This window comes from Bacillus sp. SD075 (assembly GCF_017355165.1).
Taxonomy (GTDB): Bacteria; Bacillota; Bacilli; order Bacillales; family DSM-1321; genus Peribacillus.
Window position 1 is genome coordinate 51315 of sequence record NZ_JADILK010000015.1, and the last position, 17616, is coordinate 68930.

Here is a 17616-nt window from a genome sequence, read left to right on the forward strand (position 1 = left end):
TCCCTCCTTTCCTATAAAATCACGGTGATCGGCTCTTCTAAATACCGTTTTAGTGTTTGTAAAAAGGCAGCAGCGGGTGCCCCGTCAAGTACCCGGTGATCAAAAGTTAAACTAAGTGGCAAGATCGTTCTCCTCTCCAATTTTTCGCCAATATAAAGCGGAGTATCGTAAGCAGAACCAATGCCAAGTATCCCCGTTTCCGGTGTATTGAGAATCGGTGTAAAATGTTCAATGCCATATGCCCCCAGATTACTGATGGTAAAAGTGGATCCTTGCATGTCTTCGATAGGCAATTTACCGTCACGAGCACACCGGGCCAATTCCTTACCCTTATTCGATAACTGCTTTAGGGTATAACTTTCGGCGTTTCTTATGACGGGAACAACGAGTCCATTTTCCAAGGCCACTGCTAATCCAAGGTGGATACGCTCATGCAAAATGATATTATCTTCAATATAGGCACTATTCATTTTAGGATGCTCTTTAAGTGAAAGCACGGCAGCTTTGGCAACAAAGTCCGTTATAGTCAATTTCATTGATTCATATTTTTGTAGCGTTTCAGTGGCCTGTTTTTGCAAAATGACTAGATCAGTGGCATCAACTTTCATCGTTAGAGTTAATTGGGCACTGCTTTGCAAGCTCTCTTTCATACGTGTAGCAATGATGTTCCTCATCCCGGTCACGGGAATCTGCTGAAAACTATCCAAAGTATGTTGGGGGTTCACTTTTGTTTCTTCTGTATTGACCGACATGGTATCCCTTTTCTCAATTACTTTCTGTACATCTTCTTTAGTGATTCTTCCGCCTGGTCCGGTGCCTTGAATTTTCTCGATGTCAAGATTCGCTGCCTGTGCCATTTTTCGCGCAACCGGAGTGACCATCAATCGATTGCCCATTGACAAAATGGGTGACTCTTTTGTTTTCGGCTTTTCTTGTTCATCCATTTTCGGCTGATTTTCTTTAGCAACTTGATCATTGATCATTATTTTTTCATTCGGCTTTCCGATATGACAGATAACGGTTCCTGGAGGTACTCCTTGTCCTTCTTGAACAGCTATATTCAGGATCGTACCTTCAGCCGGAGATTCAATATCCATTTCTATTTTCTCTGAATTGATGCTGGCTATTGCTTCACCTTTTTCGACTGGATCCCCAACAGCCTTACTCCATAACGAAACAGTGCCTTCTTTCATTGCCATGCCCAATTTCGGCATTACCACTTCGACCGCCATATCTTTTTTCTCCCTTCAGATTGGTTTCTGTGTCCATCATTGATTTTTGTTGCTCCAACTTTTGCAGTTTTATGCGAAAAAGCTGGAGCATGCATCAAATTGATTTAATTACACCCAAGAATGGAAGGCTCCCCCAATAAGTCTGAAACGACTTGTATCACTTTTTCTGATGATGGAAGGTAAATATCTTCGAGCAGTGGAGAAAAAGGTACAGGTGTATGTGGTGCTGTGATCCTCTTAATTGGGGCGTCAAGCGTGTCAAATCCCTTATCCGCCACCAGTGCGGCAATATCCGTTGCGATGCTGCATCTTGGATTCGCTTCATCGATCACGATTAAACGATTTGTTTTTGCCACAGAATTAAGAATCGATTCTTCATCTAGTGGTGACAGGCTCCGCGGGTCGACAATTTCAACTTCAATGCCTTTAGCTGTAAGTTTTCCAGCAGCCTCCATCGCGGTGTGAACTTGTTTACCGATGGAAACGATTGTCAAATCCGAGCCTTTCCTTTTAATTTCAGCTTTGCCTATTGGGATTGTATAGTAGTCTTCCGGAACCTCTCCTACCATGTTGTATAGCGTTTTATCTTCAAAAAAGATGACGGGATCATTATCTTCTATGGCTGAAAGTAAGAGTCCTTTTGCGTCATAGGGGGATGAGGGAACGACGACCTTCAATCCAGGAATGCTAGTGAACAAGGCATAAAGGCTTTGTGAATGCTGTGCTGCAGCCCTGAACCCCGCACCATGCATCGTACGGATCGTCACGGGAACCTGTGCTTTTCCCCCAAACATATAGCGGAACTTCGCACCTTGATTCAATACTTCATCCAAACAGCTGCCAATGAAATCGTTGAACATTAACTCGGCAATCGGTCGTAAGCCTGTCGAAGCGGCGGCCATGGCCGCTCCCATATATCCTGCTTCCGCAATGGGTGTATCAAGAATTCTATCCCGGCCAAACTCTTGAACCAATCCTTTTGTGACGCCTAAGACACCCCCCCATGCTTCGTCATCCTGTAAATGATCGACCTCTGCACCGCCAGCTACATCTTCTCCCATAAGGATGACGCTTTCATCTTTTCTCATTGCCATGGCCATAGCTTCATTTATTGCTTGTGACATACTTATTTTTCTACTCATCTCAATTCCTCCTTTTATAGTTTAATAGGATACATAAACATCGTTTAATAAATCGGATGCCTCTGGATACGGGCTATCTTCACTGAACTTAACTGCCTGTTTAATAGCTTCCTCAACGGAACTCTCAAGAGAAATCAGTTCTTTTTCCGCCAGCAGATTCTGATTGAGTAAGTAATTCCTAAACAGGGCAATCGCATCTTTCTCTTGTTTATGCTCTTTTTTGTCTTGTTCTTTTTTATACTTCTGTGCATCTCCCTCGAAGTGTCCATAATTACGATAAGTAACGCATTCGATCAATGATGGACCTTCTCCCCTGCGGGCTCTCTGAACAGCTTCTTCAGCAGCCTTATACACAGCCAATACATCTTTCCCATCCACTCGTACACCCGGGATATTGTAACTTATCGCACGATCGGCTATCGTTTTACAACTTGAAGCATAGTTGAAAGGCGTGGCTTCCCCATACCCATTATTTTCAGCGATGAAGATAACGGGTAGCTTCCAGATTGCCGCCAGATTTATCCCTTCATGGAATGTCCCATGATTATTGGCACCATCACCAAAAAAACAAACACTGACATGATCGGTCTTTTTATATTTGGCAGTTAATGCTGCGCCGCATGCGAGCGGAAAGCCTCCACCAACTATCCCGTTCGCACCTAACATTCCTTTATCCAAATCGGCAATATGCATGGAACCGCCTTTTCCTTTGCAAAGCCCAGTCACTTTCCCATAGATTTCAGCCATCATTCCATTTAGGTCGCATTCTTTGGCAATACAGTGACCATGACCCCTGTGAGTGCTTGTAATGCTGTCCTTTTCGGATAGGTGAGCACATACTCCTACAGCTACCGCTTCTTCCCCAGCATACAAATGGACAAACCCTGGTAAAATCCCCTTAGCAAAGGATTCATGAACTTGGTCTTCGAATTTTCTGATCTCCAGCATTTTTTTGTACATCCAATAAGCCTTGTCCTGTGATAACTTTATTTCATTCGATTGAACCGTTTCCATTTTTCAGCCCCCAATCATTAATAATAAGTCAATCTTTATATTGATATTGCAAATTCCGTGCCAAGATGGGAGGACGTTAAAATTAGGATTTTATTTAATTTCAGTCGAAACAAAACGAGACAAAATGAGATTGTTGTCTCGTTTTGTCTCGTTTTAAAATATAGCTATCCCAATTTACGTACCACTGAAGTGAAAAGATGGTTTGAATGTGAAACAGCCTGTTTAATGAACTTTATGCATCATTTATCTGGTTGTCGGTACTTATAACTTGAATGTTTGTTAGGGGGAATGCTTAAAGGGAATTTAAAAAAAGACAGAGCTTTTTTGCTCCGTCTGAATGCTAGAATATTTTTTTTTCATTCAATTCGAGAGCTAATTCTTTAAAGAATTGTAGGGATTCTGGATTTCCCATGGAGTCTGCATTCACTACTTTATCAAACTCGAAACCTAATAACACTTTACGTATCGGGACTTCCATTTTCTTTCCGTTTAATGTTTTAGGAATTTGTTCAACGACATGAATTTGGTCAGGGATAAAGCGAGGGGACACATGCCCTCTGATTTGTTCCTTGATTTTTGCCGTCAAAGCTGTATCAAGTATTTTACCGGGCTTAAGAACAACGAACAGCAGCAGTGATGAACCGCGGCCAAGCACTTCCCTATCAATGATAAGGCTTTCCATTACCTCGTCGATCGCTTCTACGACTCTGTAGATATCGCTGGTTCCCATCCGTACACCAGAACGGTTGATGGTCGAGTCGGAACGTCCATAAATGATACAGCTTCCCCTGTCGTCGATCTTTATCCAATCACCATGTTTCCATATGCCAGGATACGTATCGAAATAACTCTCGTAGTATCTTGTCCCGCCTTGATCATTCCAGAAGTATAGCGGCATGGATGGCATCGGTTTGGTAATGACCAATTCACCGACATCATTAATCAATGTTTGACCATGTCCATCAAAGGCTTCCGCACAAACCCCCAATGCCCTTCCTTGTATCTCTCCGATTCTCACGGGCAGTGTAGGAACTCCACCTACAAATCCTGCACATACATCGGTGCCGCCACTGGATGAACTGAGCCAGATATCCTTCTTGACATTCTCATACACCCATTTATAACCGTCGCCAGACAATGGAGCTCCAGTGGAAAAAAGAGCCTTCAATTTCGATAAATCATATTTTCCCATGGGCTTGTTTCCTAACTTCATGGAATTCGTAAGGAATGGTGCACTTGTTCCAAAGAAAGTCATGCCTGTATCTTCCGCCAATTCCCAAAGGGCATCCATATTGGGAAAAGAAGGACTGCCGTCATATAGGACGATGGTCCCTTCGTTAAGCAAACCACCCATAAGGAGATTCCACATCATCCAGCCTGTCGTCGTAAACCAGAATACCGTATCCTCGGAGGTCATGCCTTGATGGATTCTTGTTGATTTAAAATGTTCCACTAATATACCGCCATGCCCTTGTACAATTGGTTTTGGCATGCCGGTTGTACCAGATGAATAGAGGATCCAAAGCGGATGATCGAAGGGAACACTTTCAAAAGATAATTCCGCCTTTTCTTTTAAAAGGTCATCCCAAGGAATCGTATCTGCCAGATTCTCTTTCAAAATCTTTTTTTCTATGTAAGGAACCAACACGGTATGCTTGACAGTGACCAATTCCTGTTTAAGTTGTGAGACGACTGGTGTTTTATCATATATATTTCCATTATACTGATACCCATCAACCGCCAGTAATACAACCGGTTCAATCTGTTTGAAACGATCTATGACACTTCTTGCCCCAAAGTCAGGTGAACAGCTGGACCATATGGCACCTATGCTTACGGTTGCCAAGAAACCTATGACCGCTTCAGGTATGTTTGGTATATAGGCAACGACACGATCACCGGATTTCACACCAAGTTCCCTTAATGAATGGGCGACAGAAGCTACTTTTTCTTTCAGCTCTTTCCAGCTAACCTCTTGCTGCCTGATATGTTCGGAACGAAAAAAAATCGCCGTTTTCTCTTCTTGTTCATTCCATAATGCATTTTCGGCATAATTTAGCCTTGCCCCCTCGAACCATTTCGCACCTGGCATTGATTGCTGCGCTAAAACCCTGTCATATTTCCTGCAGGCTTTTACATCACAATAATCCCAAATTGAAGCCCAAAATTCCTCCAGTTCATCTACCGACCATTTCCATAATTCATGGTAATCATGAAATGTTAAACCTTTCTTTTCTTTTAACCATTTCACATATTGAGTCAATACCGTTTGCTCGATTTGTTCCTTTGTCGGTTCCCAAATGATTTGTCCATCAGTAAGCGATTTCATTCAATCATCCATCTCCCTTAGGTATCAAATTCGTCATTGAATCATTTCATAATAATTGGTAGTTTACTTAAATTGTAATCTATGAGATTAAAACCGTCAATTTAGACTAAACTCAAATACGATCGTATCTATGTATGGGCAGGTTAATAGAGAAACATGTCCCTTTCCCCAGTACACTTGAAACGTATACCTTCCCATCCATGCTTTTGATAATGCTATATGAAACCATCATACCTAATCCCGTCCCTTTATTTTTTGTCGTGAAGTAGGGCTCACCTAAACGGTATATTTGTTCCTGTGTCATTCCAATTCCCTGATCTTGGATCTTTATTTGGATGGTGGAGGCAGCAAGAATTAACTGTATGTATATTTCGCCGTCATCATGCATCGATTCTATTCCATTCTTTAAGATATTGAATAAGCACTGCTGGAATTTCTTCCTTTCCCCCATGATATAATAAGCTTCATCTTCGAATAGGGATAACTTCAATTCTGTTCCATTATTGTTAGCCAAGGGTTTTATGCTGTTCACGACATGATGAATTTCCTCGGATACCCTTAATCGCTCTGTGTTTTCAGGGCTTATGGCAGCAAAAGTCAAATAATCGTTAATAACTTCCGTGGCCCGATCTAATTCCATCAGAGCAATATTTGCATACTTGACCTTTGTATGGGAAGGCACATCTTCGCTTAACATTTGAATATAGCCCCTGGTAACTGTAAGGGGATTTCTGACTTCATGAGATATGCTTGCAGCAAGATGACTGACGATCTGCAATTTTTCCGCTTTCACTAATTTTTCGAGAACCTGAAAATTAGTGAGGATGACTTCCCATAGTAAGATTACAACAACGATTCCTATGACTTGGATCGTGAAGTATTGTTTCCATAAGCTTATACCTATAGTAAGTTCAAATACTACTGTTGAAATAAGCTGTGTGAGAAGATGTACAAGGAAGATTAATGATATTCCGATGAGAATTTTTTTAATGACAGGCATTTTCAGATAGTATTTAGATATAAAAAACAGGGAAACACCAATTAGTGGAAAGGTGATGCATGAAATATAAAAGCCATTTTCGCCACCTGTTAAATAGCGAATTACAAGAGTGATGACTATTAAGATGATACCTAACCGGTAACCTCCATATAAACCGCCTAAAAGAAAAGGGATCCATCTAAGATCCCAAACAAAATCTTCTTCTATAACTACAGGAAATAGCATGCATAGAACAAGTGAAAGAATAGGGAAAATTGTTAGGAAGGATCCTTTTAATGCATCTAAACGGTATACATACTTCACTAGATAGCTCATTTGCAATAAAAAGATCGGAAAAAGGATAATTAAAAAGTTAATCAGTAAATCTTTTGTCATAAGATTCATTTTCACACCGAACTTTCGATATTTTTCGAAGATTTAGACAGATATATAAATAATAACAAGAGAAAGATTGATAAGCTAGTAAAATTAACATGCGGGACTAAAAAAAGAGAAAACTAATGACCAGAGGACCAAACAAATAAAACGGATGATTCAGGTTGATAAAAGAACGGGAAAAAGCACGGAAATGACGAAGTCATTTCCGTGCTTCAAAAAATATCCCAGTACACACTTAATAAAGAGCTGATTTTGCTAGCATGGTGATTGTTGCATCATCCATCGGAGGATTATGAAGTCCTGCGCGTACATCCCTATAGAAGCGTTGCAGGGGATTGTTCCGTTGTAAACTTTTGGCTCCAACGACTCTCATCGCTTTATCGACGATGGAAATCGCTTTATTGACGACGGATAACTTAACAGCACCCAATTGTTTCGATAATTCTTCATGATCTTCAGGGTGCTGCACCCATTTTTCTGCGACGGAGTAGAGGAAATGGTGTGCTTCGCCCAATTCCAGTTCCATCTCCCCAATTGTCCGTTGAATATTCGGAAGCTCCCTGATTGGTCCTGGTAGACTATTGGGTGAATATGTTTTCGCAAATTTGACTGCGTAATTTCTGGCAGCCACTGCAATTCCCAAGTAGCAAGCAGGTATATGTAATAGCCACGCTTCAGGTTTTCTTTTTTCACCAGGTTTGCTTTTCATGACATAATACTTATCAGGCAAGCTGACATCATTTAACACCAAATCATGACTTCCTGTCCCCTGCATGGAAATCATATCCCAAGTTTCTTCTATACTTACCCCCATTACATCACGATGAACTAAAAATGTCCCTAGGTGCTCATCCTCTGGTACCCATGCCGTTACTAGAAAAATATCAAGGACGGGAGAGAGTGTAGTAAAAGTCTTTCTGCCATTCAAAATCCATTGTTGACCCTTTTTGATGGCAATCGTTTCCGGACGGCCGCCTCGCGTCGGACTACCCGTTCCTGCCTCAGATGCTGCCGTGTTGATGAGGGCGCCTTTAGACACTTTATCAAACAATTCATTCATGACTCCTTTTTCCCATGGTCTCTTCTCCGTTAAGGATAGGACCGTTCCGACATGCCAGCCTATTCCCAAGGCTGTCGGGCCGCAATATTGAGCTATTTTTTCTTGGCAAAGGAGAAAATCATATAAGGAACCGCCATATCCACCATCTTCTTTTGCTAACGTTAATTGGGAATATCCGAATTCCTTTAACTCCTGAATGTTTTCAAAAGGGAAACCCTTTGAATCATCAAGTGCTTCAGAACGACCGGGAAAGGACTGAATCACATCCTCCAATTTTTGTATATATTCTTTTTGCTTCTGTGATTGAAAAAACGACATGAAGATCATCCCTCCTGTAGTAAACAAAATGCTGAAACTCCAGCGCAGAAACAGAACTGCGAACTCCACTTTATCATATCACCTTAGTGTAGTTTATGGTTTGAATCTGCCCATTAAGAGTGAATGTCTTCATTTTTATATTCTTTGTTCGCGTTCTTGTAAGCTTCCTTCGCCTGATCAATATCTTTGTTTTCGAGAAAGTAAGCTATTGCTGCTTGCCCGATTCCATATGTTACCGCGCCCGCTACCGCACCTGAAACGGCTAGACCAGCTCCTGGGATGAAACGGACTGCAGCCCTGACACCTTCCCTGACAAGGAGACCGATTCCAACATTGATCCCTAATGCCGCAATGAATTCACTTGCCGTTTTTGTATTGATTTCTTTATCAGCGATAAACCCAATCACCACAATCATTAAACCTTGTATGCCGGTCAAAATGGGAAAATCGGCAAAAGGAATTGGTTCTGCACCGATTAAACCGGCGATTGCCGTAAACGTTCCCACTATCGTCCGCGCGAATTTCTTCTTAACGAATTGGCTCTGCATCGCTTTGGCGGTCTTCAGCTTCGCTTCACTGGGTAAGGCCTCGATCAAGTAATCAGAAAGCAAATCAATGTTCCAACGCATATCATATTCAATATTTCCGTTTTCGTCAAAATCAATATAAGAACAAATAGGAATGATGTTCAATAGAGGTATTTCACACTCTTTAAATCGTTTTGACATCAAAGAGATGGCTTCATCAATATTCTGTTTTTTCTTAGGATTGGCATCAAAAGGTGCTTGTTTATAATGTGGCGGATCTAATTCATCCACTTGGGTGACCACACAGATGACGGGTACATCATAATGGTGATTCTCTTTAACGATTTTGCGCAGCTTTTTCAATTCCTGTAAATCTTCTTCAATCCTTGAATCCGCTTCTTTTGCTTTAATCAAGAAAAGAAACACATCAGGCTGTTCTTCGGTTACCGCATTTTTCAATTCATCCATTGGGGTTTCTTCTTCGAATTCTTCCGTAGGCGCTTCACTCTCACCCAGTCCGCGTGAATCCAGCAAACGAATTTTGGGCTCAGCATCACTCGGGTACCAGAGCCATTTCCCTTTACCCGTTCCAGATTTAACGGAACTGACATATTGCCGTTCCTGACCAAACATCGCATTAATCAGTGAGGATTTTCCGGAACCTCGCCTACCCACAAGAGCAATTCGCGGTTCCCTTGCATCAACTGTCATCGTTTTAAGCCTTAAGAGCTGGTCAAGCATTTTGTTCTTTTTCGCTTGTGAAATGGGCAGCTTATCTACCTGGCCTTTAATGAAACTGAATATGCTTCCCATTTCATCGTGTTTTTCCACCATCACTCATTCCCCCATGTAAGAAGTGTTTTAAGTAACATTTACCCTTGGACAATTCAAATTAAGCATGTAACTTCATTCTCCTTGCAAAATTAAGGGGCTTCATTTCTTATATTCTTTTAACTCTTTTCTTTTAAGAACATAACGACACTGGCCATGTATTTTTGGATTTCCTGGACTTGAAAGGCGGCAGAATCCGCAATCTGTTTGTAATGATGCTGTCCTTCATCGGTAATTCGTAAATACCTTTTAGTTCGTTTTTCACTTTCCCACCTGCCGACAAGCAGGCCGTTCTCTTCCATTTCATGGGACAAATCGTATAAATAGCCGTTTGAAGCGATCCAACCGAACTGATTTTTAAGCAGATCGCCAATTTCCCCCATGTAAATCGGCTTCTTAGTGAAAGCCGCCTTTAAAGTTACATAACGGACAAGATCCTTCACCGATATTATTTTCGAGAAATAAGACCTGTATTCTTCAGGTAGCTCATTAAGAACGGGTGGGTTTTCACCAGAACCCCTTAGATCGAACATGAAGCGATCAATGACCTTTTTCACTTCGGAAAACCGTTCCAGGAAATTTTCTTGGTACCATATGTAAAGCTCTTTGCCTTTTTCAGTAATTTGATAATAATTTCTTCCCTTATTCCTATATAATGATAGATGGTTCGATTCGACTAGCGTATTACAAATTTTACATAAATAGTCATAGCTATGCACTTTTCCAGTGAACGTATTTTTTAGGTCCTGATGAATCGCCCTTGGATAATTCGCTTTTATACTCAAAGAGTGAAGTAAAAAAATCGTTAGAAATTCACGCTGGCTCAACCCAACCGTTTCAACCGTTGCAGACAGTTTCTCCCCTTTCTTCACTGTCAAAACCTCCTTTATATACTGTTTATAAAACACATTATTATCTATTTATTCCCTCCCCTTATTATCCTGTGCTGCCACATAATAGTAAAGTTTTTAATATCTAACTGACCAGTAGTAATTTTTCAAATTTTATCTATTGTAAAAATTAAAACAAAAGAAGAAACGGCCCATGATTAGGCCGTTTCTTCTTTTTGTTTACTGTTCCGTTAAAATGATCGGATCTTCTTTTGTAATGACCAGGGTATGTTCATATTGGGCGGAAAGCTTTCCATCTGCCGTTCTCGCCGTCCAGCCGTCTTGGTCCATTTTCATATGCCATGTTCCTGCATTCAGCATTGGCTCGATCGTGATGACCATACCTTCTTTTAGACGGGCACCTTTACCTGGCTTACCATAATGTAGGACGGTTGGGTCTTCGTGCATGGTTTTACCGATTCCATGTCCTGTAAAATCACGAACAACAGAAAACTTTTCACCTTCTGCATATGACTGGATTGCATGCCCGATGTCCCCGAGACGATTCCCTGCCCGTGCAACTTCAATGCCTCTATATAAAGCATTCTTGGTTACATCCATTAAACGCTGAGCTTCATCGGAAATTTCACCGACTGCATATGTCCAAGCTGAATCCGCCAAACCACCGTTAAGGTTCACTACCATATCAATCGTAACGATGTCTCCCTCTTTTAGAGCTTTCTTTTGGGGAAATCCGTGACAAATTACATCATTCACTGATGCGCACGTTGCATATTTGTAGCCGTTATAGCCCTTTTGCTCAGGTGTAGCACCATTCTCTGCCAAGTACTTATCGACAAATTCTTCGATTTCCCAAGTGGTGATGCCAGGTTTTATCATTTTTGCGATTTCTCTATGCGTCGCAGCAAGCAGTTTGCCCGCTTCATGCATCAAATTTATTTCTCGTTCACTTTTAATGGTTATCATTTAAAATCCTCTTTCGTTTTATAACTTTTCTGATTGAGACTCCTTATTTATCATATGCCTTTTTTTATATAAAAAGCAACCAAAAACCCGGTAAAAATCACCGGGTTAATTAATTCATGGCCTTTTATGTACCTGTAATTCTGGTGAAAATAAGCTTTTGAATTACAAAAGTGATAAAAATGGACGCCGACATTTACGTTATCCTATACACAATTGCTCAATGATGATTTTTCCTGAGTCGAATTACCTTCAGTATTATAATCGCCATAGGACTTAATTGTCTCAAATACTATATTGGCCCATGAGAATTAATTGGGTGAAGGTTCCCATTTAAAGCGAATGAAACCCTTCCTGTTTCCTCTGATACTACCAATACAAGTGCATCACTTCGTTCAGATAAACCTAAAGCAGAACGGTGGCGTGTTCCAAGTTTTTTTCCCCCTGTTGATCTGTCTGAAAGCGGAAGGACATTTGCTGCGGAAACAATCTGATTTTGACTAACCAAAACAGCGCCATCATGTAGTGGATTTCCAGGGAAAAAAATTGATTCCAATAAAGAATGAGTTAACTCCGCTCCTATTGAAATACCGGGTTGAATCAATGAATCAAGAGGATCTCCCCGTTGAATCACAATCAACCCGCCATGTCTCGAATTCGACAAATTTTGGACGCAAATTGATAATTCGGGATATTTGTCCGTAAACGGTGACAAATAACAATTCAAATAAAATGTTGCTGCTTTCATATCGATGTATGCGAAGTTATCCTTTATTTTCTCGAAATTTCCAAGGAGACAATAGTTTTCATCCCCCATAGCTTCTAAGTTATCCTGTAATGCTGCTATTACTTGGCGTATATCCTCTTTTAACATTTGTTTCATTGGTGAAAAATCACAATTTCCATTATTCACAGGCATGCACCTCCCATATATTATTCCACTCTCTTTTTTTCACTGAATCTTAATTGGCATCTAAAAGACGTTTCTTATTTTCCCTGGTTAAATTTATGATTATGAATGTACTTAAAGTTTGTCTTCACGATAATTAATTATTCATCTTTACTATCAATCAGTAATGACTTCACATTTTATTATGTCATATGGACAAGGTAAGAGAATGGATACGTTCATGACCTGTTGAAAGATATCCTTAATAAGGAGGTGGTATTAGATGCCTTATGTAACAGTATTTGACCAAGGAACGTTTGAAGTTGAAATGGGAAAAAAGTTAACATTAGCATTGGTAGATAACGGTATAAATATTCTCCACCGATGCGGAGGTAAGGCTAAATGTACAACTTGCAGAGTTGAAATTTTGGCAGGTGATTTTTTGGAGGTCTCACATAAAGAAAAAAAGATACATGAGGAAAAAGGAATGGAAGATCATTTACGTTTATCTTGTCAAATTTACGTGAATGGAGACATAACCATTCGGCCGATCAAGACTGTAGAAAATTCTGGAATTCCTGCTGGGCCAAGGCCTGTTGACTAAATAGTTTCATTAGTGTCGTAGTTTAAGCAAAAAACATCACAAGGACTAAAAATAGAATAGTTTTTCGAGTCGTTGTGATGTTTTTTAATCATTAGCTAAAAGAGTTACTTCTTTTCCATGACCGCAAAGTAATTATCTTCATTGTCAGCAAAATTGAAGACTCTTCCAGATGGCATATTTACAAGTTCTCCCACTTTGATGTTTTTCTTTGAGAAGTCTTTATATAAACCATCAAGATTATCCGAGTAAAACATTAACGAAGGTGTATTAAGGTTTAATTCAGGCTGCATTTTAGCAATGAATTCCTTATTATGCAGGATGATACTCGTCTGTGCTTCCTTTGTTGGGGCTATTTCAATCCATCTTAGTCCTTGGCCGTTATCTTCTTCAGAAATTACGCTAAAACCGAATTTTTCCGTCCAAAATTTTAATGACTCGTCTTGGTTATTTACATATAACATAATTTGACCGACTTTATTTATCATTGGCTTCTCTCCCTTTCTGTTGGTTCCGTTATTCATGATATCCTTTACGTATAAGCATATTGTTGGTTGGAAATATATAACTAATTAAATCGTATAATAAATGCCAGATTTAATCAATATTTACTAAAGTTCCCTTCCTCCGCTTAAGGGAAACTTTTGCCCGCTCCTGAACATTAATAACAGATTGGAAAATTGGAGCGTAATCAAGTTATCTACTTTTCTTAAGCAATTGTGAAGGCAATGCCTTTTCAATCAATTTTTGTTAATTTTGTTCCATTTATGGAACCGAACATATTTCCCCTTTATACATTATCTAATGGTTAATTCTGCATAGTAATAGGGATTGCTCAAAAAAACTATGAAATCTTTATATACAGAAATTTGCAGGACTTTTCGATTTTTCCCAGAACTTTTATACAGAGTATTTCTCGAAGGAGAGTGAAATGATGGTTCTATCGAAAGAAGGTTTGTTAAATATTTTAGAAGGAAACAGGAGATTGACGATGCGGGTGATTGAAGCCTTTCCTGAAGAGGAATTATTTCACTATACACCGGCCGGTGAGCTTCGTCCTTTCGCAGAGATGGTTAAAGAAATCATGAACATTGAGACTGGATATATGCATGGGATTGCACTTAGTGTTTGGAAGTATCCAGATTCGTTTGCTGGAATTTCTACCAAAGTGGAACTAGTTTCAGCCTGCGAAGCAGTAAGGGACGATACTAGGAGACTGTGGGAGGAAATGACTGAGGAAACACTTGGAGTGGTGGAAAAAGATCCCTTTTTCGGTCCATCACAAAGCCACTTTGATAGGCTTCAATATGCCTTGGAAAATGAGATCCATCACAGGGGACAGGGTTATATCTATCTTAGAACGCTCGGAATTGAACCACCGGAATTTTTCGTCAGGTAGTAATGAAATAATATGTCATAAAACGTATAGTAATCAAAAAAATAGGAGTGAGATAAATGTCAGTTGTTGCATATCTTAATTTTAATGGGAATTGTCGGGAAGCAGTAGAGTTCTACGCAGAGGTTTTTGGAACGGAACAACCTAATATCATGACCTTTGGGGAAACACCGCCTAATCCGGAATTTACCCTTCCAGAAGAAGCGAAAAATTTAGTCATGCATTCAAGGCTAAATATTAATGGAAGCAATATCATGTTTTCGGATACTTTCCCTGGTATGCCTTTTGTTGAAGGAAACAATATCAGCCTGGCATATGTCAGTAATGATTTGGATGAAATTAAATCGATCTTTAACAAACTAAGTGAAGGGGGCACGGTTGGTCTAGAGCTTCAAGAAACGTTCTGGAGTAAAATTTACGGTCAGTTAACCGATAAATTCGGCATCAAATGGCAATTTAACTTCGAGAGCTGAGTAATGAACATGACCCTTTATTGATTCTCCTTCAATTTGGATATAGGCTTTTCACTGGTGAAAAGTTTCTATATCCTTTTTGTATTTCCATCACCAGGAGGCCAAGATACTGTAACTAGATAGGGTAATAATTCTTCGTTAATCCTTAAAGATGGGAGGGCTATATAAAGGCCATTTACATTAAGGGAATTAGTTAAATGATGAGTTAGTAAAAAATGAATACACTTATGACTTCACCCCACTACTTATATCCCTTTCTTGGTTCCTGATAAATGACGTATAGTAATAGGGTATCTTCAAGATAGTTAATCTCATCGAAAAATCCACATCCTGATACCTCCAATAGAAGAAGGATTTAGTTATCGGAAATTTGCTAAATATGTAAACTGAAAAGGAGAAATTATGAAAAGGAGAAATTATGAAAAACAAAATTCAAAAAATCACGACCAACTTGTGGTTTGATACACAAGCTGAGGAAGCGGCGAAATTCTACACTTCCATCTTCGAAAATTCTAAGGTCGGAAGAATTGTTAGCTATGGAAATGAAGGAAATCAAATCCATGGGAAGCCAGAGGGATCAGTGATGACCGTTGAGTTTGAATTGGAAGGACAAGCATTTGTAGCATTAAATGGCGGTCCGCAATTCAAATTCACAGAGGCAATATCATTTATCATCCATTGCGAGGGGCAAGGAGATTTGGACCATTATTAGGAAAAACTCTCTGAGGACGGAGACAAAAATGCACAAGTTTGCGGTTGGCTGAAAGATCGATTCGGAGTATCATGGCAAATTGTCCCTGGGAACCTATCCAAGATGGTAAACGACTCCAATCCTGACAAATCGGAAAGAGTTATGAAAGCGCTGCTCCAAATGAAGAAAATTGACATAAAAACTTTAGAACGGGCGTATAAAGGATAGGATTCAAGAAAAAGGTAATTTGAAATAACTAAAGCCTAATTTCCCGGCATTGTAGGTGTGAAATGAGGTTTTGATATTTGAATTTCCTTAAAATTGTTAATTCGCATTTTCATGGCGATACCCCTATTGGAAAAGAAAAGCCTTCTTAAGTAAAATGGTATAAATGATCTATATAGTTTTTAAGGGAGAAATAGAAATGATGGACAATATATTTACACTAGCACTTAAACGTGGCGATGAAATAATAGAAAGAAAAATCCGCTACGACTCCAAAGTTATAGAACATAACTGTTTGCTGTTAAACAAACAAAATCAACAAGTCGTACTTTTTCATGAAATCCTGGATTCGTTCACGATGAAAGCGGGTTCTATTAAATTAACCATCCCTGTAGGCAGTTATACGATTGCTTATTATTGGAAAGACCGTCCTTATAATTTATACATTTGGAGAGATAACGAAGGGAATTATTTAGGATCCTATTTAAATATTGTAAGAAATACATATATGGCGGATACGTTGATATCCTTTGAGGATTTGATCATTGATATCTTGGTGCTTCCGGATGGGTCACGTTTTATTTTAGACGAGGATGAGTTACCAGTGCCAATAGAGCAATTTGAGAGTGGCTCTGTTAAACAAGCCCTAAACTTTTTACTTGATTCCATTGATATTCTTCTTGCTCAAATCATTTCAGAATCCGAGAAACTCTATAAACATAAAGACCTCCTTCCATGGTTGAACAACAATTGATTCTTTGAACTCCACAACAGGGAAGCCATTACCATGAATAAAAAGCCTACTTTCTTAAAGTAGGCTTTTTATTCCCCCTCACTCACCATCTGCTTGAGCCGATATACTGTCGGCAAGCTCCTCAATGTTCTTAGATACTTTCGCACTGTATGAGTAGTCACCGTAGCAATATGGGTATCGAAAATTATCTTTGTCTCCGCCGCAGTCATAGAGCTTGGGGTTCTTTTCGACCTGAAGCATGGAGAACTTCTTTGCAAGCTCTTCATTATGCTTGCCCCCTTCATCCGCAACGAAATCAATATAACCAATTCCCATGTTATATGCTTGAATGATCGTGGCAAAATCCACGCCCTTTTCATTGCCATATTCATTGATTCTCTTAAAATGTTTCACCCCATACTTAATGCTTTCCGTTGGATCTGTGATCGTATTCGGATCAAGTCCTGCTGACTCAGATGCCTGCATTGGGTCACCGCCCCTTCCTCGGCTTTCCTGCTGCATCAATGCAATCAATGTCGAAGTATGCTCCTCAAGTCCGTATTTAGCCAACTCGTTTCGGAGAAGTGAACTATACTTTTTCACGCTCGCAAAAGAATCAAGCGTATTTACTGTTGTGTAAACATTTTGGGAATAAGGGGTTTTCATGATCTCCTTTATGAGCAAAAATGCAAAAAACAGGATAAAAATGACAAAAATATTCTTTGATTTCTTACGTTTCTTCTTCACATTCTCTCTCCGTTATCTCTAGGTTATATATTTATATCTTAACAAATAGTAAGAGTAATAACTAATTAGAATACCCAATTAAATGTTCATGAAAATGAGATTACGAGTAATTGAAATTAGTATTTTAAATTCAATTCTATTATTAGCCGCAAAATTATAAGACGCACAGAGTCATTCAGTGTATATTTATTCGTACAATGAAACACCCTATTGGTT

Annotated in this window: 16 protein-coding genes and 1 pseudogene; 5 read left to right on the forward strand and 12 right to left on the reverse strand. The window is 39.6% G+C overall.

Going from position 1 to position 17616, the window contains the following annotated elements:
- Positions 1–11: 11 nt before the first annotated feature.
- The 10 genes from IOC57_RS12800 to cdaS form a co-directional block, all read right to left on the reverse strand.
- Complete coding sequence (locus IOC57_RS12800; RefSeq protein WP_207439090.1) at positions 12–1232, reverse strand: dihydrolipoamide acetyltransferase family protein; 1221 nt, start codon at positions 1230–1232, stop codon at positions 12–14.
- 104 nt (positions 1233–1336) lie between these two features.
- Positions 1337–2374, reverse strand: coding sequence for an alpha-ketoacid dehydrogenase subunit beta (locus IOC57_RS12805; RefSeq protein WP_207439091.1), 1038 nt, complete (start codon positions 2372–2374; stop codon positions 1337–1339).
- A 21-nt stretch (positions 2375–2395) separates the two neighbouring features.
- Entirely contained in the window at positions 2396–3388 is a 993-nt protein-coding gene (locus tag IOC57_RS12810; protein WP_207439092.1) for a thiamine pyrophosphate-dependent dehydrogenase E1 component subunit alpha, read from the reverse strand.
- A gap of 340 nt (positions 3389–3728) precedes the next feature.
- Positions 3729–5717: an acetoacetate--CoA ligase gene (locus tag IOC57_RS12815; RefSeq protein ID WP_207439093.1), complete on the reverse strand. Its 1989-nt coding sequence runs from the start codon at positions 5715–5717 to the stop codon at positions 3729–3731.
- A gap of 112 nt (positions 5718–5829) precedes the next feature.
- Positions 5830–7092, reverse strand: coding sequence for a sensor histidine kinase (locus IOC57_RS12820; RefSeq protein WP_286184809.1), 1263 nt, complete (start codon positions 7090–7092; stop codon positions 5830–5832).
- Between the two features lie 238 nt (positions 7093–7330).
- Positions 7331–8473, reverse strand: a complete 1143-nt coding sequence (locus IOC57_RS12825) for an acyl-CoA dehydrogenase family protein (RefSeq protein WP_207439095.1) — start codon at positions 8471–8473, stop codon at positions 7331–7333.
- A 113-nt stretch (positions 8474–8586) separates the two neighbouring features.
- Positions 8587–9834, reverse strand: a complete 1248-nt coding sequence (locus tag IOC57_RS12830; protein WP_207439096.1) for a GTPase family protein — start codon at positions 9832–9834, stop codon at positions 8587–8589.
- 116 nt (positions 9835–9950) lie between these two features.
- Positions 9951–10703, reverse strand: coding sequence for a PadR family transcriptional regulator (locus IOC57_RS26320; RefSeq protein ID WP_207439097.1), 753 nt, complete (start codon positions 10701–10703; stop codon positions 9951–9953).
- Positions 10704–10901: 198 nt separating this feature from the next.
- Complete coding sequence (gene map / locus IOC57_RS12840) at positions 10902–11648, reverse strand: type I methionyl aminopeptidase (protein ID WP_207439098.1); 747 nt, start codon at positions 11646–11648, stop codon at positions 10902–10904.
- A 289-nt stretch (positions 11649–11937) separates the two neighbouring features.
- On the reverse strand, positions 11938–12564 hold the full coding sequence (gene cdaS / locus IOC57_RS12845) for a sporulation-specific diadenylate cyclase CdaS (protein WP_286184810.1): 627 nt from the start codon (positions 12562–12564) through the stop codon (positions 11938–11940).
- Between the two features lie 253 nt (positions 12565–12817).
- On the opposite strand from cdaS, the gene IOC57_RS12850 reads away from it, so the two are divergent.
- Positions 12818–13138, forward strand: coding sequence for a 2Fe-2S iron-sulfur cluster-binding protein (locus tag IOC57_RS12850; protein WP_207439100.1), 321 nt, complete (start codon positions 12818–12820; stop codon positions 13136–13138).
- Between the two features lie 104 nt (positions 13139–13242).
- Here IOC57_RS12850 and IOC57_RS12855 read toward each other — a convergent pair whose 3' ends face one another.
- Entirely contained in the window at positions 13243–13623 is a 381-nt protein-coding gene (locus IOC57_RS12855; protein WP_207439101.1) for a VOC family protein, read from the reverse strand.
- Between the two features lie 443 nt (positions 13624–14066).
- Between IOC57_RS12855 and IOC57_RS12860 the strand changes: the two genes are divergently transcribed.
- From IOC57_RS12860 to IOC57_RS12875, 4 genes and pseudogenes are all read left to right on the forward strand, one after another.
- Complete coding sequence (locus IOC57_RS12860) at positions 14067–14534, forward strand: DinB family protein (RefSeq protein WP_286184813.1); 468 nt, start codon at positions 14067–14069, stop codon at positions 14532–14534.
- A gap of 56 nt (positions 14535–14590) precedes the next feature.
- Complete coding sequence (locus IOC57_RS12865; protein WP_207439102.1) at positions 14591–15004, forward strand: VOC family protein; 414 nt, start codon at positions 14591–14593, stop codon at positions 15002–15004.
- A gap of 418 nt (positions 15005–15422) precedes the next feature.
- Positions 15423–15923: pseudogene (locus IOC57_RS12870) on the forward strand (VOC family protein).
- Between the two features lie 199 nt (positions 15924–16122).
- Positions 16123–16674, forward strand: a complete 552-nt coding sequence (locus IOC57_RS12875) for a ribonuclease FAU-1 family protein (protein WP_207439127.1) — start codon at positions 16123–16125, stop codon at positions 16672–16674.
- 78 nt (positions 16675–16752) lie between these two features.
- Here IOC57_RS12875 and IOC57_RS12880 read toward each other — a convergent pair whose 3' ends face one another.
- Positions 16753–17400, reverse strand: coding sequence for a lysozyme family protein (locus IOC57_RS12880; protein WP_309487704.1), 648 nt, complete (start codon positions 17398–17400; stop codon positions 16753–16755).
- Positions 17401–17616: the final 216 nt, after the last annotated feature.